The sequence below is a fragment of the Mesorhizobium sp. A623 genome (assembly GCF_054489405.1).
Genome location: NZ_JBTMXB010000049.1, coordinates 1 through 21,399, shown reverse-complemented (window position 1 = coordinate 21,399; position 21,399 = coordinate 1). Strand labels below are relative to the sequence as shown.

The 21,399-nt window shown below is 61.9% G+C and carries 23 protein-coding genes, 1 tRNA gene and 1 pseudogene; 20 read left to right on the top strand and 5 right to left on the bottom strand.

All coding sequences use genetic code 11. The annotated features are described in order from the left end of the window. Nucleotides 1-472: 472 nt before the first annotated feature. Nucleotides 473-548 (bottom strand) — tRNA-Ala (locus ACX3P1_RS25570). Nucleotides 549-836: 288 nt separating this feature from the next. On the opposite strand from ACX3P1_RS25570, the gene ACX3P1_RS25565 reads away from it, so the two are divergent. The 7 genes and pseudogenes from ACX3P1_RS25565 (at nt 837) to ACX3P1_RS25535 (ending at nt 6,555) form a co-directional block, all read left to right on the top strand. Continuing rightward, nucleotides 837-1,127 (top strand): YggT family protein, encoded by a 291-nt coding sequence (locus ACX3P1_RS25565; RefSeq protein ID WP_459082380.1) that lies wholly within the window; start codon nt 837-839, stop codon nt 1,125-1,127. A gap of 380 nt (nt 1,128-1,507) precedes the next feature. After that, the gene (locus ACX3P1_RS25560) at nt 1,508-2,296 is read left to right on the top strand and encodes an ABC transporter substrate-binding protein (protein WP_459082379.1); all 789 of its coding nucleotides are present in this window, start codon (nt 1,508-1,510) and stop codon (nt 2,294-2,296) included. A gap of 112 nt (nt 2,297-2,408) precedes the next feature. Next, nucleotides 2,409-3,086 (top strand): amino acid ABC transporter permease, encoded by a 678-nt coding sequence (locus tag ACX3P1_RS25555; protein WP_459082378.1) that lies wholly within the window; start codon nt 2,409-2,411, stop codon nt 3,084-3,086. Continuing rightward, nucleotides 3,083-3,757: an amino acid ABC transporter permease gene (locus ACX3P1_RS25550; RefSeq protein WP_459082377.1), complete on the top strand. Its 675-nt coding sequence runs from the start codon at nt 3,083-3,085 to the stop codon at nt 3,755-3,757. The genes ACX3P1_RS25555 and ACX3P1_RS25550 overlap by 4 nt, the downstream gene beginning before the upstream one ends. Beyond that, a complete protein-coding gene (locus ACX3P1_RS25545; RefSeq protein ID WP_459082376.1) occupies nt 3,738-4,511 on the top strand; it encodes an amino acid ABC transporter ATP-binding protein in 774 nt (257 codons plus the stop codon). The genes ACX3P1_RS25550 and ACX3P1_RS25545 overlap by 20 nt, the downstream gene beginning before the upstream one ends. 119 nt (nt 4,512-4,630) lie before the next feature. Next, complete coding sequence (locus ACX3P1_RS25540; RefSeq protein ID WP_459082375.1) at nt 4,631-6,058, top strand: aldehyde dehydrogenase family protein; 1,428 nt, start codon at nt 4,631-4,633, stop codon at nt 6,056-6,058. Nucleotides 6,059-6,098: 40 nt separating this feature from the next. Then, nucleotides 6,099-6,555, top strand: a pseudogene (locus ACX3P1_RS25535) (RbsD/FucU family protein). A 69-nt stretch (nt 6,556-6,624) separates the two neighbouring features. On the opposite strand, the gene ACX3P1_RS25530 reads toward ACX3P1_RS25535, so the two are convergent. Next, on the bottom strand, nt 6,625-7,035 hold the full coding sequence (locus tag ACX3P1_RS25530) for a DUF3597 domain-containing protein (protein ID WP_459082374.1): 411 nt from the start codon (nt 7,033-7,035) through the stop codon (nt 6,625-6,627). 160 nt (nt 7,036-7,195) lie between these two features. On the opposite strand from ACX3P1_RS25530, the gene ACX3P1_RS25525 reads away from it, so the two are divergent. Next, a complete protein-coding gene (locus tag ACX3P1_RS25525) occupies nt 7,196-7,546 on the top strand; it encodes an ArsC family reductase (RefSeq protein ID WP_459082373.1) in 351 nt (116 codons plus the stop codon). A gap of 3 nt (nt 7,547-7,549) precedes the next feature. On the opposite strand, the gene ACX3P1_RS25520 is transcribed toward ACX3P1_RS25525, so the two are convergent. Together ACX3P1_RS25520 and ACX3P1_RS25515 are read right to left on the bottom strand one after the other, a co-directional pair. Continuing rightward, a complete protein-coding gene (locus ACX3P1_RS25520) occupies nt 7,550-7,909 on the bottom strand; it encodes a DUF488 domain-containing protein (protein WP_459082372.1) in 360 nt (119 codons plus the stop codon). Between the two features lie 9 nt (nt 7,910-7,918). Beyond that, nucleotides 7,919-9,175 carry an aminopeptidase gene (locus tag ACX3P1_RS25515; RefSeq protein ID WP_459082371.1) on the bottom strand — a complete coding sequence of 419 codons (1,257 nt, stop codon included), beginning with the start codon at nt 9,173-9,175 and terminating at the stop codon, nt 7,919-7,921. Between the two features lie 144 nt (nt 9,176-9,319). Here ACX3P1_RS25515 and ACX3P1_RS25510 point away from each other — a divergent pair, with 144 nt between their 5' ends. Both ACX3P1_RS25510 and sbmA read left to right on the top strand, forming a co-directional pair. Further along, nucleotides 9,320-10,483 carry a YbfB/YjiJ family MFS transporter gene (locus ACX3P1_RS25510; RefSeq protein WP_459082370.1) on the top strand — a complete coding sequence of 388 codons (1,164 nt, stop codon included), beginning with the start codon at nt 9,320-9,322 and terminating at the stop codon, nt 10,481-10,483. A gap of 365 nt (nt 10,484-10,848) precedes the next feature. After that, nucleotides 10,849-12,111, top strand: coding sequence for a peptide antibiotic transporter SbmA (sbmA, locus tag ACX3P1_RS25505; RefSeq protein ID WP_459082369.1), 1,263 nt, complete (start codon nt 10,849-10,851; stop codon nt 12,109-12,111). Between the two features lie 15 nt (nt 12,112-12,126). Here sbmA and ACX3P1_RS25500 read toward each other — a convergent pair whose 3' ends face one another. Beyond that, nucleotides 12,127-13,149, bottom strand: a complete 1,023-nt coding sequence (locus ACX3P1_RS25500; protein WP_459082368.1) for a polysaccharide deacetylase family protein — start codon at nt 13,147-13,149, stop codon at nt 12,127-12,129. A gap of 298 nt (nt 13,150-13,447) precedes the next feature. On the opposite strand from ACX3P1_RS25500, the gene ACX3P1_RS25495 reads away from it, so the two are divergent. From ACX3P1_RS25495 to ACX3P1_RS25450, 10 genes are all read left to right on the top strand, one after another. Next, nucleotides 13,448-14,113, top strand: coding sequence for a tetratricopeptide repeat protein (locus ACX3P1_RS25495; RefSeq protein ID WP_459082367.1), 666 nt, complete (start codon nt 13,448-13,450; stop codon nt 14,111-14,113). Continuing rightward, entirely contained in the window at nt 14,114-15,547 is a 1,434-nt protein-coding gene (gene der, locus ACX3P1_RS25490; RefSeq protein WP_459082366.1) for a ribosome biogenesis GTPase Der, read from the top strand. A 47-nt stretch (nt 15,548-15,594) separates the two neighbouring features. Continuing rightward, on the top strand, nt 15,595-16,134 hold the full coding sequence (fae, locus tag ACX3P1_RS25485) for a formaldehyde-activating enzyme (RefSeq protein ID WP_459082365.1): 540 nt from the start codon (nt 15,595-15,597) through the stop codon (nt 16,132-16,134). Nucleotides 16,135-16,311: 177 nt separating this feature from the next. Continuing rightward, nucleotides 16,312-17,496: a cell wall hydrolase gene (locus ACX3P1_RS25480; RefSeq protein WP_459082364.1), complete on the top strand. Its 1,185-nt coding sequence runs from the start codon at nt 16,312-16,314 to the stop codon at nt 17,494-17,496. A 216-nt stretch (nt 17,497-17,712) separates the two neighbouring features. Beyond that, complete coding sequence (locus ACX3P1_RS25475; protein WP_459082363.1) at nt 17,713-18,114, top strand: AtpZ/AtpI family protein; 402 nt, start codon at nt 17,713-17,715, stop codon at nt 18,112-18,114. A 64-nt stretch (nt 18,115-18,178) separates the two neighbouring features. Beyond that, nucleotides 18,179-18,937: a F0F1 ATP synthase subunit A gene (locus ACX3P1_RS25470; protein WP_459082362.1), complete on the top strand. Its 759-nt coding sequence runs from the start codon at nt 18,179-18,181 to the stop codon at nt 18,935-18,937. A gap of 64 nt (nt 18,938-19,001) precedes the next feature. Beyond that, the gene (locus ACX3P1_RS25465) at nt 19,002-19,226 is read left to right on the top strand and encodes a F0F1 ATP synthase subunit C (protein ID WP_459082361.1); all 225 of its coding nucleotides are present in this window, start codon (nt 19,002-19,004) and stop codon (nt 19,224-19,226) included. Nucleotides 19,227-19,289: 63 nt separating this feature from the next. After that, the gene (locus ACX3P1_RS25460; protein ID WP_459082360.1) at nt 19,290-19,874 is read left to right on the top strand and encodes a F0F1 ATP synthase subunit B; all 585 of its coding nucleotides are present in this window, start codon (nt 19,290-19,292) and stop codon (nt 19,872-19,874) included. Between the two features lie 10 nt (nt 19,875-19,884). Then, complete coding sequence (locus ACX3P1_RS25455) at nt 19,885-20,376, top strand: F0F1 ATP synthase subunit B (RefSeq protein ID WP_459082359.1); 492 nt, start codon at nt 19,885-19,887, stop codon at nt 20,374-20,376. 168 nt (nt 20,377-20,544) lie between these two features. Beyond that, nucleotides 20,545-21,222, top strand: a complete 678-nt coding sequence (locus tag ACX3P1_RS25450) for a ribonuclease HII (protein ID WP_459082358.1) — start codon at nt 20,545-20,547, stop codon at nt 21,220-21,222. The last annotated feature ends 177 nt before the right edge of the window (nt 21,223-21,399 follow it).

The following is a 21,399-nucleotide window of genomic DNA, read 5'->3' as shown; positions in this document are numbered from 1 at the left end:
CGGCCACCCCGGCCGTAGCGCCACGACCCGTCATGCACTAACATTAAACCCGGATCACCTGAGGGGGGCCGGCCAGAAGTACCGTTCCGCAAGTCCGCCCAGCGCCACAAGACGCGTGTCATGCGCACCAAGAAAGCCGAAGTTAAAAGTTCCGATCATTTCGCCCCCAAACGCGACATTGGCACAATCCGGTGAGAGGATCAAAGACCGGCGAGGAGGCTAATTCCGGTCAGCGTGAGCCGGCGCGTCATCCAGTACGTGCGAGAACCCACGGCGATTACTACGCGACCGACACCAAGCGGCAATTCAAGGGTGAACCTTGGAAGGCGCTGAAGTGGTTCGTGGAAGACAACGCGCCGAGGGATCATCTAGCGGCTTAAGGTCAAATGTGGGCAAAAGGCGTGGGCAAAACTCAAAAGAGCCATTTGGCATCTACTTGAATTGATTGGGAAATATGCCTTAATTGATCCGCTGGTGGAGCTGAGGAGGATCGAACTCCTGACCTCGTCATTGCGAACGACGCGCTCTCCCAGCTGAGCTACAGCCCCGTCCAGCGGATGGGCGCATTTATGGGCGGCGGCGGCGGCCTGTCAAGCAGGTGCTGGCGATGCCGCCAAGATTTAAGCATGGGCCGCCGGCAGCGGCGCACCGGGCGCGGAAGGACGGAGCCTGCCCGCAATATAATGGTTCAAGAACGCGTCCTGCGCACGCATGCTCCAGAAACGCGAGCATCCGGGGTGCTCCAATCGGCGCACGCATCGGTAGGCGTCCGGTCGCGCGGGTCTTGCCGGCTTCGCCTGCAATGGCTACATGTCGCGCAGTCAACGGAGCCTTGCATGAACGCGCTTATCGACACCCTAATCTACGCGCTCAGCCTTTACTGGTGGATCATCATTGCGTCGGCCATCTTTTCCTGGCTCTTCGCCTTCAATGTGGTCAATTCGCGAAACCAGTTCGTGAGCAATATCGGGACGGTCCTCTATCGGCTTACCGAACCGGTATACCGGCCGATCCGCCGCTTTCTGCCCGACCTTGGCGGCATCGACATCTCGCCCATCATCGTGCTTCTGGTCATCTTCTTCCTGCAGCGGTTTCTCGACAGTACGGTTCGTTCCCTGTTCTTTTGAACGGGGCGATGCCCTCGTCGCCAAGGCGCGTCAGGGCATTTTCGCGAGCGCCTGTAAGACGGGATGAGATGGCTTCCTGATCCAGGCATTTGCCTGAGCGCTTTGCACCGACGGATACAAAAAGGGGCTTGCCGCGCACCGGCATCAATGGTCGGATGCGTCATGGCGTAAAGGCGTACGAGGGGATACGTTGACGCGAAGGAGCTGCTGTTCCTGCAGGCTCGTTTTCCGGGCAAGCGTTACATAGAACATTTATCGGGGTGCGCCCGGGAGGAACGAGGCGCAATCATCGACAAGAAACCGTCTCGAGCGGCGCAGCCGCCACGATGGCGTTCGGCAAAAGCCCATCAAGGGCAAACAATAAAGTGGAGGAGACGAAAATGAAGATTTCCAATCTGTTCGTCACGGCGCTGGCCGTGCTTGGCCTTACCAGCGCGGCAAGCGCCGGCGCGCTGGACGACATCGTCAAGCGCGGCGAATTGCGCGTTGCCGTGCAGACGCAGGGACCGCCCTTTTCGCTGGTCGATTCCAAGGGCGAGCGCAGCGGCAGTTCCGTGGAGCTTGCCGAATTGATGGCGAAGGAAATGGGCGTCAAGATCACGTTCCTGGATTTCGACTGGGATGGCCTGATTCCGGCACTGCTTTCGGGCAAGGCCGATCTGCTGGTGGCCGACATGACGCCGACGCTGGCACGCGCCATGAAGGTCGCCTTCACCAACCCCTATATGCACACCGGCAGCACGGTGTTCACGAAGACCGACAGCAAGTTCAAGAGCGCCGAGGATTGCAAGGCACCCGGCACCAAGATCGCCGTTCTGCTCGGCGCGACCGGAGAAAAGGAAGCAAAAAAGGCTTTTCCGGAAGCCGACATCAAGAGCTACAAGGGCGGCGGCCCGCTGCTGCTTGACGCCGTCAACAACGGCCAGGCCGATTGCGGCGTGAACGACGTCTCGGCGGTCAAGGGCCAGTCGACCGCTTACCCGGCCGGCACCTTCACCATCGCGCCGGACCTGTTGTCGAAGGAACCGCTTGCCTTCGCCACGCGCTATGACGAGCCGGACCTGCTGATCTGGATGAACCTGTTCCTCGATCAGGTCACTATCGACGGACGCCTGGAGCAGAACCTCAACTACTGGGTCAATTCCGAAGACTGGAAGAAGGACCACTAAGCCAATGCACCGGGCAGTTCCGCGTCGATTTTCGGATCGGCGCGGGACCGCTCTTTGCCTTGCCTGCCGGAAGGCAGGCTTTGTCACAACGACCCGGGTTAGCCCTGCGTAGATGCTAGAAAACTTCAGCTTCCGCACGATTGGCGAATATCTGCCCCTGTTCGGGCAGGGCCTCGTCACGACGGTCTGGCTGTCGGTCATTTCCTTTGCCGGCGCGCTTCTGGTCGGCATCCTGCTTTGCGCGATGAACCTGCAGCGATCGCGCGCGCTGCGCGCTCCGGCCAAGGCCTATATCGATGTCGTGCGCGCAACACCGCTTTTGGTGCAGCTTTATTTCCTCTATTTCGGCTTGCCGCGCCTTGGCATCATCCTGCCTGAATTCGTCGTCGGCGTGCTCGCTTTGTCGCTCAACAGCGGCGCCTATGTCGCCGAAATCATCCGCGCCGGCGTCCTGTCGATCCCGCGCGGCCAGGTGGAAGCCGGCGTCGCTTCGGGCATGAGCTATCTTCAGCGCATGCGGCTCGTCATCCTGCCGCAAGCCTTCAAGGTCACTATCCCGCCGCTGCTCGGGCAGGCCATCGTCATGGTCAAGGACTCGGCGCTGCTGTCGCTGATTTCGGTGGCCGAGCTGACGCGGGCCGGGCAGTTGCTCGCCTCCGACCGCTTCATGCCGGCGGAAGGTTTCATCACCGTCGCCGCCTTCTACCTGCTGCTTTATTATTGTCTCAAAGGATTGGCTGCGCTGTCCGGGCGTTGGCTCGGCTTGCGGCAGGCAGGAGGCCGCGCATGATCTGGCAGCAGCTTGAAAGCCTCGTCGGCAGCTATCCCCTGGCGATGCGCGGCCTTGGCATGACGGTCCTTTTGTCGGCGATCGCGCTGGTGTTCGGAACGCTGGCGGGCTTCGGCCTGGGCATTTTGCGCACCGCCGGCAGCCGCGTGCTCAGCGCCGTCATCGGCGCATGGGTGGACTTGATCCGCGGCACGCCGTTCCTCGTCCAGATATTCATCATCTTCTTCATCCTGCCGGAACTGGGCATCGAGCTTGACGCCTTCAGCGCCGGCATCATCGCGCTGACCAACCTCAATGCCTGCTTCATCTGCGAGATCGTCGTCGCCGGCATCGAATCCGTGCCGAAGGGGCAGGTCGAGGCAGCACTCGCTTCGGGCCTGTCCAAATGGCAGCGCCTGCGGCAGGTGGTTCTGCCGCAGGCGATGCGCGTGGTGATGCCGCCGCTGGTCGGGCAATATGTGCTGCTCATCAAGGATTCGTCGGTCGTCTCGGCCATCGGGCTGACCGATCTTACCCGTGTCGGCTGGCTCGTCGTGCAGCGCGTGCCGAACGGGCTGCTGGTCTTCTTCCTCGTCGGCGTCGGTTATTTCGTCGTATGCTATCCGCTCATCCTGCTGGCGCGGCGGCTGGAGCGCCGCATGAGTGCTGCGCATGGCGAGGTGCAATTATGAACTCCTTTCAGGAAGGCGGTCGGGCGTGATCGAGTTTAGCGGCGTCAACAAGTGGTTCGGACCGCTGCATGTCCTTAACGACATCAATCTCGGCGTCCAGCCGCGCGAGGTCGTCGTCGTCTGTGGCCCCAGCGGTTCCGGCAAGTCGACGCTGATCCGTTGCATCAACGGCCTTGAACAGGTCCAGAAGGGCGATCTCGTGGTCGATGGGCAGCGCGTCGGCGACCCGGCCACCAACATGACGCTGCTTCGCTCGGAGATCGGCTTCGTCTTCCAGTCCTTCAACCTTTATCCGCACAAGACCGCCTTGGAAAACGTGACGCTGGCGCCCATCCATGTGCGCAAAATCCCGCGTGCGCAGGCCGAAAAGGATGGCCGCGAACTGCTTGCCAAGGTAGGCCTTGGCGACAAGTTCAACGCCTATCCCTCGCAACTGTCGGGCGGCCAGCAGCAGCGCGTGGCGATTGCGCGCTGCCTTGGCATGCGCCCGAAGATCATGCTGTTCGACGAGCCGACCTCGGCGCTCGATCCGGAGATGATCAGCGAAGTGCTGGACGTGATGATCGCGGTTGCCGAAGAAGGCATGACCATGATGGTCGTTACCCACGAAATGGGCTTCGCGCGCAAGGTCGCCCAACGCGTGGTGTTCATGGATCAGGGCTCTATCGTCGAAAGCGGCACGCCGGAAGATTTCTTCTCGAACCCGAAGACGGAACGCAGCCAGGCGTTTCTGAGCAAGATTCTGCGGCACTAATCTGGCCCAGCATCTAGTCCTTCAGGGGCCAGCCCTGCACCTCCCGTGGCATTGAACCGGAGCCGCATTTGCGGCAAGAAGGCCCCAAGATCAGCTTTCCAGAAAACGGAGCGTCACCCATGAGCAACCATCTCAACTTCTTCATCGACGGCAAGTGGGTTGCGCCTGTAGTCCCCTCTATGCTCGACGTGATCGATCCGTCGACCGAAGAGGCCTACACGAAGATTTCGCTCGGCTCGAAGGCCGATGTCGACAAGGCGGTCGCGGCCGCCAAGGCGGCGTTCCCGTCGTTCTCGCAGACAACGCGCGCGGAGCGCCTGAAACTGCTCAACCGCATCCTGGAAATCTACAACGAGCGCTTTGAAGATATCGCGCAGGCGGTCAGCCAGGAAATGGGCGCGCCGATCTCCTGGGCGCGCGATGCGCAGGCCTGGGCCGGCCGCGCCCATATGGAATCGACGATCAAAGCGCTGGAGAATTATGAATTCAGCGAATTGCGCGGTGAAACCATGGTGGTCAAGGAGCCGATCGGCGTGTGCGCGCTGATCACGCCATGGAACTGGCCGCTCAACCAGATCGTCTGCAAGGTAGCGCCCGCCATCGCCGCCGGCTGCACGGTCGTCTTGAAGCCGTCCGAGATCGCGCCGATCAGCGGCATCGTCTTTTCCGAGATCATGGAAGCCGCCGGCACGCCGAAGGGCGTCTACAACATGATCAACGGCAACGGGCCGGATGTCGGCCAGATCATGGCGGGCCACCCGGACGTCGACATGGTGTCCTTCACCGGATCGACCCGCGCGGGCATCATCGTCGCCAAGACGGCGGCCGACACGGTCAAGCGCGTGGCGCAGGAACTGGGCGGCAAGTCGGCCAACATCATCCTCGCCGACGCCGATTTCGAGCAGGCGGTGCGCAAGGGCGTCGAAGGCTGCTTCGGCAATAGCGGCCAGTCCTGCGATGCGCCGACGCGCATGCTGGTGCCGGCGGCGCGTCACGACGAAGCGCTGGAAATCGCCAAGAAGGCCGCCGAGGCGCATACCGTCGGCGACCCGCGTTCGGAAGACACCCAGCTTGGGCCTGTGGTCAGCCAGATGCAGTACGACAAGATTCAAGGCATGATCGAGGTCGGCATTGCCGAGGGTGCTACGCTGGTGACGGGCGGCCTGGGGCGCCCGGAACATCTCAATCGCGGCTATTATGTCCGCCCGACCGTGTTCGGCCACGTCAAGCCGGGCATGACGGTCGAGAAGGAAGAAATTTTTGGGCCGGTTCTGTCCGTCATTTCCTACGAGGACGACGACGATGCGGTGAAGATCGCCAACGACACCGTCTATGGCCTCGCCGCCTATGTGCAGTCGAAAAACATCGAGCACGCCCGCGCGGTGGCCGCTCGTTTGAGAGCCGGACAGATCAACCTCAACTACCCGGATTGGGACACGTTCGCCCCGTTCGGCGGCTACAAGCAGTCCGGCAACGGCCGCGAATATGCGGACTGGGCGATCCACGATTTTCTCGAGGTCAAGGGTATCGTCGGCTACGGCGCATAAGTTTTCGCGCCAAATCGTTGCAGGTCATAGGGGACGGAAAATGTTGAAGGGTATCAGCCCGCTACTGAACGCGGATGTGCTGCAGGCGCTGGCGGCAATGGGGCACGGTGACGACCTCATCATAGCTGACACGAACTTCCCCGCCGATTCCATCGCGCGCCAGACCACGCTGGGCAAGCTTCTGCGGATCGACAATGTCACGGCAGCGCAAGCCGCCGCCGCGATATTGTCGCTCTATCCGATCGATACCTTCGTCGACGACGCGGCGGGGCGCATGGAAATCGTCGGCAAAGCCGGACGAGGTTCCTCTGGTGCAGCAGGAAGTGCAGCAGGTGGTTGACCGCGTGGAAGGGAAATCCCTGCCACTGATGCCCGTCGAGCGCTTCGCCTTTTACGAGCGGGCCAAGCGGGCCTATTGCGTCATCCAGACGGGAGAGCGCCGCTTCTACGGCTGTTTTGCGTTCCGCAAGGGCGTTGTGGCGCCGGACGCGGAGTAGCGACGGCTCCGACACGCAACAAAAGCGGGGCCGGATCGCCCCGCTTTTGTCATTTGAACCCAGGAATTATCAGTCGAGCAGGTCGGCCGGCACCTTGCCGCCGTTTTCGGCCAGCTTTTTCAAAAGCGCCTTGTGCAGCCAGGTGTTCATGGCGGCGGAATCGCTGGTCGAGCCGGTGTAGCCCAGTTCGGCCGCGAGTTCCTTGCGCTCGGCAAGGCTGCTTTCCATGTCGAGCGCCTTCATCAGGTCGACGATGGAGGTACGCCAGTTCAGCTTCTGCTTTTTGCCGGCAACCGCCTTTTCCAGAATGGCGGCCACGTCCACGCTCTGCGCGGGCGCGCTTGCCGTCGGGGTCGCCGGTGCGGCTGGCTGGCTGGTCGGGGTCGCTGCGGTGCCCGCTGCCGGGGTCTCGGCGGGTGCAGCTTCCGCGGCTTCCGCCCTGCCGAAAATTGCGCCCTTGATCTTGTCGAAGATTCCCAAATCAGTCTCCTTTGCCTTGATAGTGGTCAGCCACCTCGCGATGGCGCTCATGGTTCGCGTCAATCGCTTCCACTCGCGATTATCTAGGGCAGGGTGGCCAAGGGCAATAGCCGCGCCCCAGAAAGCGGGCTACGTAGGGGAAACATCGAGGATCAGATCATTGTCCATCACGCTCTATGGCATCCCCAATTGCGACACGATCAAGAAAGCGCGCGTCTGGCTCGAAGGCCACGCCGTCGCCTATGTCTTCCATGATTATCGCGTGCAGGGATTGGAACCGGAGCGGTTGCAGCAATGGATCGGCAAACTCGGCTGGGAAGTGCTGTTGAACAAGGCAAGCACTACTTTTCGCGCGCTGCCCGACAGCGACAAGCAGAACCTCGATGCGGACAAGGCCAAGGCGCTGATGCTCGCTCACCCGACCATGATCAAACGGCCGGTTCTCGATCTCGGCGACCGCATTCTGGTCGGCTTCCGGCTGGCCGTCTATGAAGACGCGTTCGGCAAGTAGGCTCTACCTGGCTTCCTGCAAATACTCGGCCAGCACCACCGCATTGTTGTGCACCGCATCATGCGCGCTGTAGAGCAGCGTCACCTTGCCCTTGGCGACGAGGCCGCGCAATTCTTTCACGGCTTCGGCATTGTCATCCAGTTCGGCACGAAAGCGCTTCTGGAATTCGGCCCATTTGGCGGGGTCGTGGTCGAACCATTTTCGCAACCCAGTCGTGGGTGCGATCTCCTTCAGCCACAGCGTCAGTTCGGCGTGTTCCTTGGAAACGCCTCGCGGCCAAAGTCGATCCACCAGCACCCGCTGCCCGTCAGTCTCTGTCGGCGGCTCGTAAACACGTTTGATGGCGACGTCATGCTTTGTCATCGCGCGCTTTCAGGCCCATTCGCCCTTGCGCATGACCGGCACTGTGCGGCCGTCCGTGTGGACGCCGTCGATGTCGATCTCGTCGGAGCCGATCATCCAGTCGATGTGGATGAAGCTCTTGTTGCCGCCGCGCGCCGCTATTTCGTCCGGCGTCAGCGAAGCGCCGTCGACAAAGCACTTCGAATAGCACTGGCCGAGCGCGATATGGCAGGAAGCGTTCTCGTCGAACAACGTGTTGTAGAACAGAATGCCGCTCTTGGAGATCGGCGAGGAATGCGGCACCAGCGCCACTTCGCCGAGGCTGCGCGCGCCGGCATCGGTATCCAGCACTTTCTTCAGCACGTCCTCGCCCTTGGACGCCTTGGCCTCGACGATGCGGCCACCTTCGAACCGCACCGAAATGTCGTCGATCAGCGTGCCCTGGTAGGACAGCGGCTTGGTCGAGGAGACATGGCCTTCGATGCGCCTTGCATGCGGGGTGGTGAACACTTCCTCGGTCGGGATGTTCGGGTTGCAGGTGATACCGTTCTTGGCGGTGGAGGCGCCCCCCATCCATTCATGGCCGTCGGCCAGCCCGACCGTCAGATCGGTGCCTGGCCCGGTAAAATGAAGCGCGTGGAAATTATGGCCGTTCAGCCATTCGGTGCGGGTTTTCAGCGCCGCGTTGTGCGCCTTCCATGCACCGATCGGGTCCTCCACGTCGACGCGCGAGGCTGCGAAGATTGCATCGGCGAGCTTTGCCACCGCTACATCATCGGTTTCGTCTGGAAACACCTGCCTGGCCCAGGCAAGCTCCGGATAGGCGATGATGTTCCAGTTGATGTCGAAGCCGGTGATCTTTTCGAGCGCCGGCTGATAGGCCATCGAATTGGCCTTGCTGGCGCGCGACACTTTTGCCGGGTCCTGGCTCGAAAGCAGCGACGGGTCGTCGCCGCGCACGGCAAGCCGCGCCGCATTGTTGGAGAATGCCTTGGCCATGCCCTCATAGAGCCAGCCCGCAGCATGGTCGAAGCCGGCATCGGCACCGTAGCGGAAACGGGCCAGCGTGATCTCGTCGTCGTTGAAGATCGGCGTCACCAGCCCCGCGCCCGCCTTGTAGGCGTGTTCGACGATCTTTCGGGTCAAAGGCAGCGCGGCGATGGACGAGGTCAGCACCAGATCCTGCCCCGGTTGTAATTGCAGCCCCACCTTGATCGCCACTTCGGCCAGCCTGTCGAGCTTTACCGGGTCTATCGATGCAGAAAAATCGCGCGGGTGAGAAGTCATGGGCCTGCCTGTCCTGAAGGTGTACACCTTACATAGATCGCTGCCGCAAACCTTTCCAGCGTCATCGCGCCTATCGCGCTCGTCAGCCATTGGCCCAACGAAAACGAATTGTCTCGCAGCGCGATGCTTCTATTGTGCACTGCAATGAAGACTGCGGTCAGCACCCAACTCAGATTTGCCGCTGCCGGCATGGTCGGCATGGCGGTTGCCATGGGCATCGGCCGCTTCGTCTATACGCCCATTCTTCCGGGCATGATGGAAGAGCTTGGCCTGTCGGCATCCGACGCCGGCCTCATCGCCTCGGCGAATTATCTCGGTTACCTCGTCGGCGCGCTGCTGGCTGCCGGCGGCTGGGCGCATGGCAGGGAACGCCTGGCCGTGCTTTGCGGCCTCGGCGCGACCGTCGTTCTTACCGGATTGATGGGCACGACCGAAGCGATGGGGTTGTTTTTGGCCATCCGCTTTCTCGCCGGCGTGGCCAGCGCCTTCGTCATGGTGTTCCTGACCAGCATCGTTTTCAGCCATCTGGCCGCGGGCAACCGCGACGATCTGCAGGCCATGCACTTCGGCGGCGTCGGCCTCGGCATTGCGGCATCGGCGGGGTTGATGGCGTTGCTCGTCCTTGACCATGCGGGCTGGACGGCAGGATGGTTCTGGTCGGCTGCGATTGCCGCCTGCGGCTTTCTCGCTGTTGCCTGGCTGGTCGACGAGGGGCCGGCCGGCAACGGCAACGGTGCGGCCCAGCGCGAACCGGCCTTGCCGAAAAACCGTTCGCTGATGAAGATCATCCTGGCCTACGGGCTGTTTGGCTTCGGCTATGTGGTCACCGCCACGTTCCTCATCACCATCGTGCGCCAGCATGGCGGCGGGCGTGTTTTCGAAACGATGGTCTGGCTGGTAACGGGCCTTACCGGCGCGCCGTCGATCTGGTTGTGGAACTGGGTCGCATCGCGAACCAGCCTTTACGCTGCCTATGCCGTCGCCTGCCTCGCCGAGGCGGTCGGCGTCGCGGCCAGCGTGTCGCTTGGCGGCAATGCCGGGCCGCTGCTTGGCGGTTTCCTGCTCGGGCTTACCTTCATGGCAGCGACCGCGCTCGGCCTGCAGGCCGGGCGGCAGATTGCACCGCGTTCGCCGCGCCGGCTGTTTGCGCTGATGACGGCATCCTTCGGGGTCGGCCAGATACTCGGCCCGATTGTCGCCGGCATCCTGGCGCAATGGTCCGGCAGTTTCTTCGTTCCGTCGATCGTTGCGGCCGTTGTCCTTGTGGCGTCCGCAGCCCTTGTCTGGTCGGCTCGCAAGCCCGCTTGAGTTGCGTTGTCCCTCTACCCTTGGCGGGTTGCGCTTGACGTTGCCACCTCTGCCCTGCCGGGCATCTCCCCCGCGAGTGGGGAGATCATGCGCTTCGGCGTCATCACGAATTTTTCAACGTCGCCGGACGGGCGGCAAACTGGCGGCCGGCATGATCTCCCCCCTTGCGGGGGAGATGTCCGGCAGGACAGAGAGGGGCGCTGTCCCGCAAACATCCGCAATTAAGAAAACCTTCGTCCGCAACCTGAACAAATCGTAATGCGCCGAACGCAAGCGGACCATTTCTTTGCCACGAAAACTGTGACTTTATGCGCGGCCAACAGCAATGCCGCTCATTTGCGCGGCCGATCGAGGAAATCGCCGCCGTGTTCGTATCTTTCTTTCCGCAGCCGAAGCTTTTCTTCTCTTCGGCCGTTTTGTGGAGCCTTGCCGGCATCCTGTTCTGGTTTTTCGGCGGCGAACAGCTTGGCGCGGTGATCGGCCTGCCGCCGGCGGCGGCGGGTGCGGCTCCGGTACTGGGCATCCCGGTTTTCTGGACCGGGCCGTTCATCTGGTTCTACATCTATTTCGGCGTCATGGTCGGCCTATTCTACCTGTTCTGGCGACTCTACGCCAATCATCCCTGGCAGAACTGGTCGATCCTCGGCTCGGCGCTGATCCTTTTTTCAACCTATCTCGGTGTGCAGATTTACGTGGCGTTGAACAATTGGCGCGGCCCGTTCTTCGACATGTTCCAGCGGGCGATCACCAAGGCCGGCTCAGTCAGCCCCGGCGAGCTTTATTCCATGTTCTGGATTTATGCCTGGATCGGCATGTGCGGCATGGGCCTGTTCGTCATCACCCGCTTCTTCGTCAGCCACTACATCTTCCGGTGGCGCACCGCGATGAACGACTATTACATGGCCCATTGGGAGCGGTTGCGCCACATCGAGGGCGCCTCGCAGCGTGTCCAGGAAGACACGATGCGCTTTTCAACGACGATGGAAGGCCTCGGCGTGGCGATGGTCGATTCGGTCATGACCCTGATCGCCTTCCTGCCGCTTCTGGCGCAGCTTTCCACCCATGTGACCGCATTGCCGCTCGTCGGGCACATTCCCTATTCGCTGGTTATCGCCGCGGTTGGCTGGTCGATCTTCGGAACGGCGCTTCTGATGGTGGCCGGCATCAAATTGCCGGGGCTGGAATTCAAGAACCAGCGCGTCGAGGCCGCCTATCGCAAGGAACTCGTTTACGGCGAGGACGACGAGGCGCGTGCGCAGCCGCCGACGGTGCGCGAACTGTTCTCTCATGTGCGGCGCAACTATTTCACGCTCTATTTCCACTACGCCTATTTCAACGTGTTTCGCTCGGGCTTCCAGCAGGCGGACGCCATCTTCTCCAGCGTGATCCTCATTCCCACCATCGCTGCCGGCGCGATCACCATGGGCATCTGGCAACAGATTTCCACGGCTTTCAGCCAGGTGTCGTCGTCGTTTCAGTATCTGGTCAATGCCTGGCCGACCATCGTCGAGCTTTTGTCCATCTACAAACGCCTGCACGCCTTCGAGGCGACGCTGGAAGGCGAACCGCTGCCGCATATCGATCGCGAATTCATCGAAGGCGGCCGGGTGGAGGAGGGGGCCCGGTAACGGGAAACGCGGCAGTCAGCCGCCCATCTGGGTTTCTGCCGGGCCACGCTTGCGCGAAAGATAGTCGCGAAAACTGATGCACTCGACATCGGCTTTGACGCAAACCTCGCCGGCGAAGCGTTCCAGCGCGTCCCAATAGGCTCCGCCATTCATCAGGGTGAAGTGGAAGCCCAGTTCCAGCGGAATGCGCTTTCCCGAATACTGCGTTTCGAAGGCAGCATGGAAAGCCTGATAGGCACGGTCCTCGAACTGCTTTGCGTCCGCCACCTGCTCCTTCGCCCCGGAATGGCGCGCATAGAGATTGTAGTCCATGGCGATTACCGGCCGGCTCTTCGGCCCTTCCGGCACGAGCGGCAGCGAGAACCGGGTGATCTTGTTGCTGGTAGTCGGCAGGACAGGGCCGCGCGACACGCCGCTCGCGTCATAGAGAAACCCCGCTTCCGGCAGCGCCTGGTAAAGCCCCTTGCCGGTCGAGAGATAGGGCGCGCGGAAACCGACAACCGCTTTTTTGGCGAATCCGCGCCAGTCTTCTGGTTCGGGCGAGATGCCGTTGATCGTGTAGGCGTTTTCGAACACGCGCCGGGCTGAGGCGAATTCGTTCAGCCAGTCGGCCTTGCTCCAGTCCTTGCCGTCGAAATGGCCGCAGGCATGGCTGCCGATGTCGTGGCCCTCCGAGGCGGCGAGCCGAATTTGCTGCAGGCGCTCCGTGACATCCTGTTTCGACGGGGCAAAGCCGATATTGGACTTGCCGGCGGATCTGTGCGGCGCAGCGTATTCCTTGCGCGTGTCCTTCGACAGAAGATAAACGCAGGAGAGGAAATAGGTGAAATGTGCACCAGTGCGCTTCGCCAAGGCGCGGCTGCGCTCCCATTGGGAGATTTCGCGGGCGCTATCGAAGGAGATGATGACGACCTGTTTGGGGGCCGCCGGCTTGAACGCCGAAGGCGGGTCCGCGCGTGCGCCATTCAGCGCGGCAAGCGACGCACACGAGAATATAGCGGCGCGAAACAACACAGGGACGCGAAACAGGTTGGGCATGAATAATCGGTCTGCTTATGGAAGGAGGCAGTCGGTTAGGCACGAAATGTGGCAGGGGTACGGTCGCATTCTACCACTGGGCCAGCGGCAAAAAGCCGGTTTGCGCCGAATTTCAGGCGCTACCCCTTCCATGCCGCGGAAATATCGCTAAAACGCGAGGCTTAATCAGCCGCCCGGAACGCCGCGCGTCCATGAGGACGGCAAGGCAAGCCGGCACCTTTTGAATCAGCGCGACATCTTTTGCAGCCCGGTTACGGTTTCAAAAGGCCTGCGCCAGCCGGGTACGAACGGTTCTTTCATGTCGGACGACAGCTTTATTCGGGAAGTAAACGACGAGATTCGCAAGGATCAGGCCAAGGCGCTGTGGGACCGCTACGGCCCGGCTTTGATCGCCGCCGTCGTGCTCATCATTGTCGGGACGGCCGCCTATGTCGGCTATCGCTATTGGGACGAACTTCGCGCCAACCGTTCGGGCGATGCGTATTCGCAGGCGCTGGTCCTGGCCGATAGCGGCAAGAACGACGAAGCGCTCGCCGCTTTCGCGCAGTTGGAAAAGGACGGCTACGGCGCCTATCCGCTGCTGGCGCGCATGCGCGCGGCCACCGTCAAGGCCGAAAAGGGCGATGTCGACGCCGCCGTCAAGGATTTCGACGCCGTTGCCGCCGACGCTTCCATTCCTGCCGTCCTGCGTGACATGGCAAAGCTGCGGGCCGCGCTGCTGTTGGTCGATCACGGCTCTTTCGCCGATGTGTCGGGCCGCGTCGAGGCGCTCACGGCTGACACCAACCCCTTGCGCCATAGCGCCCGCGAAGCGCTCGGTCTCGCGGCTTGGAAGGAAGGCAAGAATGCGGATGCGCTAAAACTGTTCGACCAGATCGCCGCCGACGAAGCAGCACCGCGCAACATACGCCAGCGCGCCACCATGATGGCCGGGCTGATCCGCGGTTCAGGCAGTACATCCTAGATGGGCTTCAAGGTCGCGATCATCGGACGGCCCAACGTCGGTAAATCGACGCTGTTCAACCGCCTTGCCGGCAGGAAGCTGGCGCTGGTCGACGACACGCCGGGCGTGACGCGCGACCGCCGCGTCCATGCCGCCAAGCTGTACGACCTGCATTTCGATGTGGTCGACACGGCCGGTTTCGAAGATGCCGCCGCCTCCACGCTTCAGGGCCGCATGCGCGCCCAGACCGAGATCGCCATCCACGAGGCCGACCTGATCTTCTTCATGGTCGACGCCAAGGCGGGCCTGTTGCCGGACGACAGGACATTCGCCGAAATCGTGCGCAAATCCGGCAAGCCGGTGGTGCTGGTCGCCAACAAGGCTGAGGCGCGCGGCGCACAGGGCGGCATGCTGGAGGCTTGGGAACTTGGCCTTGGCGAACCGATCCCGGTTTCGGCCGAGCACGGGCAGGGCCTGCCGGATCTGCGCGACGCCGTGGTCGAGGCGCTGGGCAAGGCGGTGGCCTTTGGCGAAGAAGAGGAAGAGGACGAGGAAATCGCTGCCAGCGAGATGCTGATCGGCGAGGACATCACCGATCCCGACGCCGAGGACGCTCACGCCTACGACGAAACCAAGCCGATGCGCATTGCCGTCGTTGGTCGGCCAAATGCCGGCAAGTCGACGATGATCAACGCGCTGATCGGCGAGGAGCGCCTGCTCACCGGCCCGGAAGCGGGCATCACGCGCGATTCCATTTCCGTCGATTGGGACTGGCACGGCCGTCAGTTGAAGCTGTTCGACACCGCCGGCATGCGCCGTAAGGCGCGCATCCAGGAAAAGCTGGAGAAAATGTCGGTGCAGGACGGCCTGCATGCCGTCCGCTTCGCCGAGATCGTCGTCATCGTCCTCGATGCGACGATCCCTTTCGAAAAGCAGGATTTGCAGATCGCCGATCTCATCATCCGCGAGGGCCGCGCGCCGGTCATTGCGTTCAACAAATGGGACATGATCGACAATCCCCAGGAAGCGCTGGCCGAACTCCGTGAGAAGACCGAGCGCTTGTTGCCGCAGGCGCGCGGCATCCAGGCGGTGCCGGTTTCGGCCGAGACGGGCCGCGGGCTCGACAAACTCATGGAAGCCGTCATCAAGACGCACCGGGTTTGGAACAGCCGCGTCTCGACCGGCAAGCTCAACCGCTGGCTGGAATCGATCCTGGCGCATCATCCGCCTCCCGCCGTTGCCGGGCGGCGGCTGAAGGTAAAATATATCACGCAAGCCAAGACGCGCCCTCCGGGCTTCGTCGTTTCCTGCTCGCGTCCCGATGCGATGCCGCAGTCCTATGTGCGCTATCTGACCAACAATCTGCGCGAGGCGTTCGACCTGCCGGGCGTGCCGATCCGCATGGCGCTGCGCACCTCCGACAACCCGTTTGCCGGCAGGGCCAAGAAGCGCTGACGCCCGCGTTTTGCGCTCACGCGTGATTTCATCGAACAGGAGTGGACATGACTGACATTTGGTTTCGTACCGGTGAAGCAACCGTTCTGGCAGCGGAAGGCCAGGTCACGGACGCCATGCCGGAAGTCGTCATCGGCTCGGTGCGCGGCCCGGTCGGTCATGCCTTCGCCGGGATGATGGGGCAGGTGAAGGGCCACACGCGCATGTTCGTGGTGCGCGATCTCAACCAGGCCGTAAAGCCGGCCACGATCATGACCACCAAGGTCACGATCAAGAGCATGGCATATGCCGAATTGCTCGGCGGCGTTGTGCAGGCGGCCATGGGCGACGCCATCGTCGATTGCCTTGCCGAGGACATCCTGCCGCGCGAGCAGGCCGAGGAACTGTGCATGATCATCACGGTCTGGCTCGACCCGCGCTGCGCCGAGGACGAAAACCTCGACAAGAAAGACCTCTACCGGACCAATTACGAGGCGACGAAGCTCGCCATTTCGCGCGCCATGACCGGAAAGCCCACGGTCGACGAACTGATCGCCAACCGCAAGACCGTCAAACACTACGCGCTGGAAGGCGTCATCGACTATTGATTTTTTGACCCGAAGTCTGCCCGCATAGGCTGGGCAGGCTCCGGGCCGGCGCGGCCGCAATTGCGCTCTGCAACAGGCTCGCCACCGCCCCTCCATGCCCACTCCGTTAACCCTCCATCAAGGTTAATGCAGCACTGTGAATCCTGTCTGGGGTTGGTAGTGTTCTGGAGAGTTTGCGTGCATCGAGGGGTTTCGAAGCGGTTGATTATTGCCGCCGCCGCCGGGAAGAAGCGTTCCTTCCTGTCTCCCGTCATCGTCGGGCTTGGCATCTGGATCGGCTTTCCGACGGTTGCCGCCTATCAGGACATGACCAGCCTGGTTTCGGGGCTGGAAGCGCCGACCCGCTGGAATGCCTATGTCGAGAAATCCGTTGCCGGTTCCGTGCACGCGGCCGAACTGCCCTTCATCGATTCGGACGTGACCGGTTCGATCTCCGGAGCCGGGGTGGATTTGCCCGGCATTGGCGCTGTTGCATTTCGTGGCAAGGGCGATGCCGCGGGCGCCATCCCCGACGAGGACCGCATTGTCCGGGCAGACAAAAAAGGCCGTATCGTAGGGGTCACGCGGGTCTCGCCGCCAAAGAATTTCAGCGCGGGGTCGATTTTCCAGCGCACCAGTTCGCTGCTTCGCCCAACGCTGAACAGCGGCCTCAAACTGACCTTCGCCAAGCCCGAGATCAAGGGCAAGGAAATACAGATCGCGGCGGCCTTCCATCCCACAGAGGACAGGAGCGCAGCGCCCGGCGTTCCCTCGATGCTGGCAGCCCTGGTCACCAACAAGCAAGCCGATGTGCTGGCGACCGCCTATGCGCCGGCCGAGCCGGACTATGCCAAGGCGTCTCCCTTCGAGGCGCTGCTGCAGGATGAAAAGCCCAATGAAGGGCGCTTCATTCCGCCGGTGGGCAAGGGCGACCATTCGTGGATGCGCAGCCCGTTGCCGGCTTCCGTCTTTTCCAAGCCGGAACAGACATGCCTCGCCAATGCGATCTATTTCGAGGCACGCAGCGAATCGCTGCGCGGCCAGGCTGCCGTAGCCCAGGTGGTTCTTAACCGCGTCCGCAATCCCGCTTATCCGGCCAGCATTTGCGGCGTCGTCTATCAGAATCAGGACTGGCGCAATGCCTGCCAGTTTTCCTTCGCCTGCGACGGGCGCAAGGACCGCATAGAAAGCCCCTCGCACTACAAGATCGCCAAGGATGTCGCCATGGCGGTTACCGCCGGCAAGATATTCATTCCGGAGGTTGGTTCCTCCACCCACTACTACGCCAGCTATGTCAGCCCGAGCTGGGCGCGGGCGATGAAGAAGATGACGAAAATCGGTCTGCATATCTTCTATCGCACTTATGGCGGCGGCTGGAGCTGACCGCTCGACCCGGCACGGCCAGCCCGGATTCGCGCCGCCAGCGCCGCGCCGTACGGCGGGCACGATGTCGCACTTGGCTAAGCGATTGATCTTGCTAGGCAAAATACTTGCTTTTGAATGCCGTAGCGTGGCTTGACGGCTGGCAACCCTCTAACTATGTTGCCCGCGACTTGGATGCGGACCGACGGCGACGTTGTGGCGGGCAGGAGGTTGCGAATGGCCGACGGAAAAAGGCCAGACGAGACCGGAAAGACTGGCCCCGGACACGAGAGCAAAGGCGACATCCGCGACGACGAACTTGAGCGCCGCCGGCGTCAGCTTGAAGCATCCCTTGCGACAAGGTTGCCAAAGGGGCTCAAGGGGACAGATAACGCGAAAACGGGTAGTTTGGCCGGGTACGGTCAGGCGCTCAAGCTATCCAGCGAATTCATTGGCGGGATAGCGGTGGGCGTCGGTATAGGCTGGATGATCGACCGCCTCGCGGGGACCTCTCCATGGGGCCTGATCGTGTTCCTGCTTCTGGGCTTTTGTGCCGGGGTGTTGAATGTGTTGCGTTCGGCCGGCCTTATTGCCGGTTCGGGCTATGAAGTTCGGGGTAGCGACCCGGACAAGGAATGAAGCGCCCCGTTGGTGGCGCGAAGAGATTTGAGAAAGCCGTGCGCGGCTTGTATGAGGATTGAACGTGGCAGCTGACAAGGTCGACCCGATCCACCAGTTCCATATCAACAAGATCATCCCGATCGACATCGGGGGGTATGATCTGTCCTTTACCAATGCGTCGCTGTTCATGGTCGTCGTCGTCATTGCGACCGGCATCTTCTTCTATCTTTCCACCGCGCGCAGCAGTCTGGTGCCGTCGCGCTGGCAGTCCTCTGCCGAACTCCTGTACGAATTCACCGGCTCGATGTTGAAAGACGCCGCCGGAACGCACGGCATGAAGTTCTTCCCCTTCGTGTTCTCGATCTTCATGTTCATACTGGCCGCCAATCTGTTCGGCCTGTTCCCGTATTTCTACACCGTCACCAGCCAGATCATCGTCACCTTCACGCTCGCCATGCTGGTGTTCGGGGTCGTCATCGTTTGCGGCCTCATCAAGCATGGTTTCGGCTTCTTCAAGCTGTTCGTGCCGAGCGGCGTGCCGCTGGTGCTGATGCCGCTGGTGGTTTTCATTGAAGTCATCTCGTTCTTTTCGCGCCCGGTCAGCCATTCAGTGCGTCTTTTCGCCAACATGCTGGCCGGTCACATCACGCTGAAGGTCTTTGCCGGCTTTGTCGTGTCGTTGAGCGCCATGGGCGCGGTCGGCATTGCCGGTGCAGCGCTGCCGCTGGCCATGGCCGTGGCCATCACGGCGTTGGAAATTCTGGTGGCGGCGCTTCAGGCATATGTGTTCGCCATTCTGACCTGCATGTATCTCAGCGACGCTGTGCATCCGGGGCACTAGGTTCGGTCGCAGCCAGGCTGCGTCGACGACAAGAGACTATTGAGACCCACAAGGAGTTAGATAAATGGAAGTTGAAGCAGCAAAGTACATCGGCGCCGGCATCGCGTGCCTGGGCATGGGCGGAGCCGGTATCGGCCTCGGCAACATCTTCGGTAGCTACCTGGCGGGCGCGCTGCGCAATCCGTCGGCTGCCGACGGCCAGTTCGGCCGCCTGATTTTCGGTTTCGCCGTGACGGAAGCCATGGGCATCTTCTCGCTGCTCATCGCCCTGCTCGCGCTGTTCGGCTGATCGATCGCTGATGGCAGGGCCGAACCGCCAGGGTGCGGTCGGCCCGTATGACGGGGACGCGTTATGTTCGTGACACCAGCCTTTGGGCAAGAAGCAACTCCAGTCGCTGCGGGCGACGCCGTGCATGCCGGGACGGAAGTTCCGTCGGGTGCGGGACATGAGGCTGCTTTCCCGCCTTTCGATCCGGCTACGTTCGCGTCGCAGATCTTCTGGCTGGTCATCACCTTCGGCCTGTTCTACCTGTTCCTGAAAAGGGTCGTGATGCCGCGCCTTGCCGGCATCTTCGATACGCGCAGCGCGCGTATTTCCCAGGACCTCGACCAGGCAAACAAGCTGAAGAGCGAGGCGGACGCCGCCGTTGCCGCTTACGAACAGGAACTGGCCGAGGCGAAGGCGAATTCCAACGCCATCGGACAGCAGGCGCGCGACAATGCCAAGGCCGAGGCGGAAACCGCCCGCAAGAAGGTCGAAGCCGGCCTGGAAGCAAAGCTGGCCGAAGCCGAAAGCCGTATCGCATCGATCAAGTCGGCGGCCATGAAGGATGTCGGCGCCATCGCGGAAAGCACCGCCGGCGCCATCATCGAACAGCTGGTCGGCAAGGCCGACAAGTCGGCCGTGGCGGCCGCCGTGAAATCCGTGGCAGGCTGAGGAAAACGTAATGGACGCAACCTCTCTCGCAACGCTTTGGGCGCTGATCTCCCTTTTCATTTTTATCGGCATCTGCCTTTACGTCAAAGTGCCGGCGATGATTTCGAAGTCGCTGGACACGCGGGCGAACAGGATCAGCAGCGAACTGGACGAAGCCCGCACGCTTCGCGAAGAAGCGCAGGCGCTGCTGGCCGAGTACAAGAAGAAGCGCAAGGAAGCCGAGCAGGAGGCCGCCGCGATTGTCGAGGCCGCCAAGAACGAAGCTGAGATGCTGGCTGCCGAGGCGCATCAGCGCACGGAAGAATATGTGACGCGCCGTACCGCGCTTGCCGAGCAGAAAATCGGCCAGGCTGAACGCGATGCCATCGCCGAGGTACGTTCCAGTGCCGTCGATCTTGCCGTGGAGGCTGCCCGCAAGCTGCTTGCCGGCCATGCCGACGCCAAGGCCGGAGCCGACCTTTTCAAGGCCTCGCTTCAGGAAGTGAAATCCAAGCTCAACTAAGGCAGTTCGTCTTTAGAAAAAAAACCGCTCGGGAAACCGGCGGCTTTTTTCGTTTTGGCCGTCAATTTGCAGCGCCCATGCGAAGCCGTCCGGGGCTATGCGCTGCAGGCTTGCGATCAGCACCAGGAGAGAGGCACACTCTCCAGCGAATCAAGCGGACATGAATGCATGGAAAGACCTTTCAGTTCCGATAGGGCAGGGGGTTACCCGGTGGCGATCGGCTGCGACGAGGTCGGGCGCGGCGCGCTCTGCGGGCCGGTTGTTGTCGCCGCTGTCTGGTTTGATCCCACAAGGATCTGCCCCGACCTCCTCGCGTCGCTCGACGACAGCAAGAAAATCAAGGCATCCGTCCGGGAAGTCCTCGCGGCACAGATAGTCAAGTGCAGCCGAACCGTTTTCGCGGCCTCCTCGGCCACCACGATAGACCGCATCGGTATTCGTCACGCCACGCTCGACGCCATGCGCCGCGCGATCACGGCCTTGGCCGGCGATTCCCCAGCCTATGTCGACGGCAGGGATGTCCCCCCTGGCGTAATGGGCGAATGCACATCGGTCATTCGCGGCGAATCGGTGATTCCCCAGATTGCGGCGAGTTCGATTGTTGCCAAGGTCTGCCGCGACCGCATCATGCGGATGCTGGCCAGCCGCCATCCGGCCTATCTGTGGGAGCGCAACAGCGGCTATGGGACCGCCGATCATCTCGAAGCGCTGCATCGACACGGTTGCACGGGTCATCACCGCAAATCGTTTGCGCCCATATCCGGCCTGCTTGGCCGGGATGCCGATCCGCGCCGCGTTGTATCCAGGGCGCCGGAGTGCGCCGCCGCCCAGGAAGGCTGGTCTTAAAGCACTCAGTGCCGGATGCGCTCGCCCGCGCTTTCGGCATAGCGCGCGAGTCCAAAAACGCGGAGCGGTCATTTTAAAAATGGAAAGAGCAAGATTCACGGTTGACAGTTCGTGTAGGTGGCGACTATATACGCCTCATCAACGAGGGCGGTTCGCCGCCGGCGCCGAAGAGGTTCG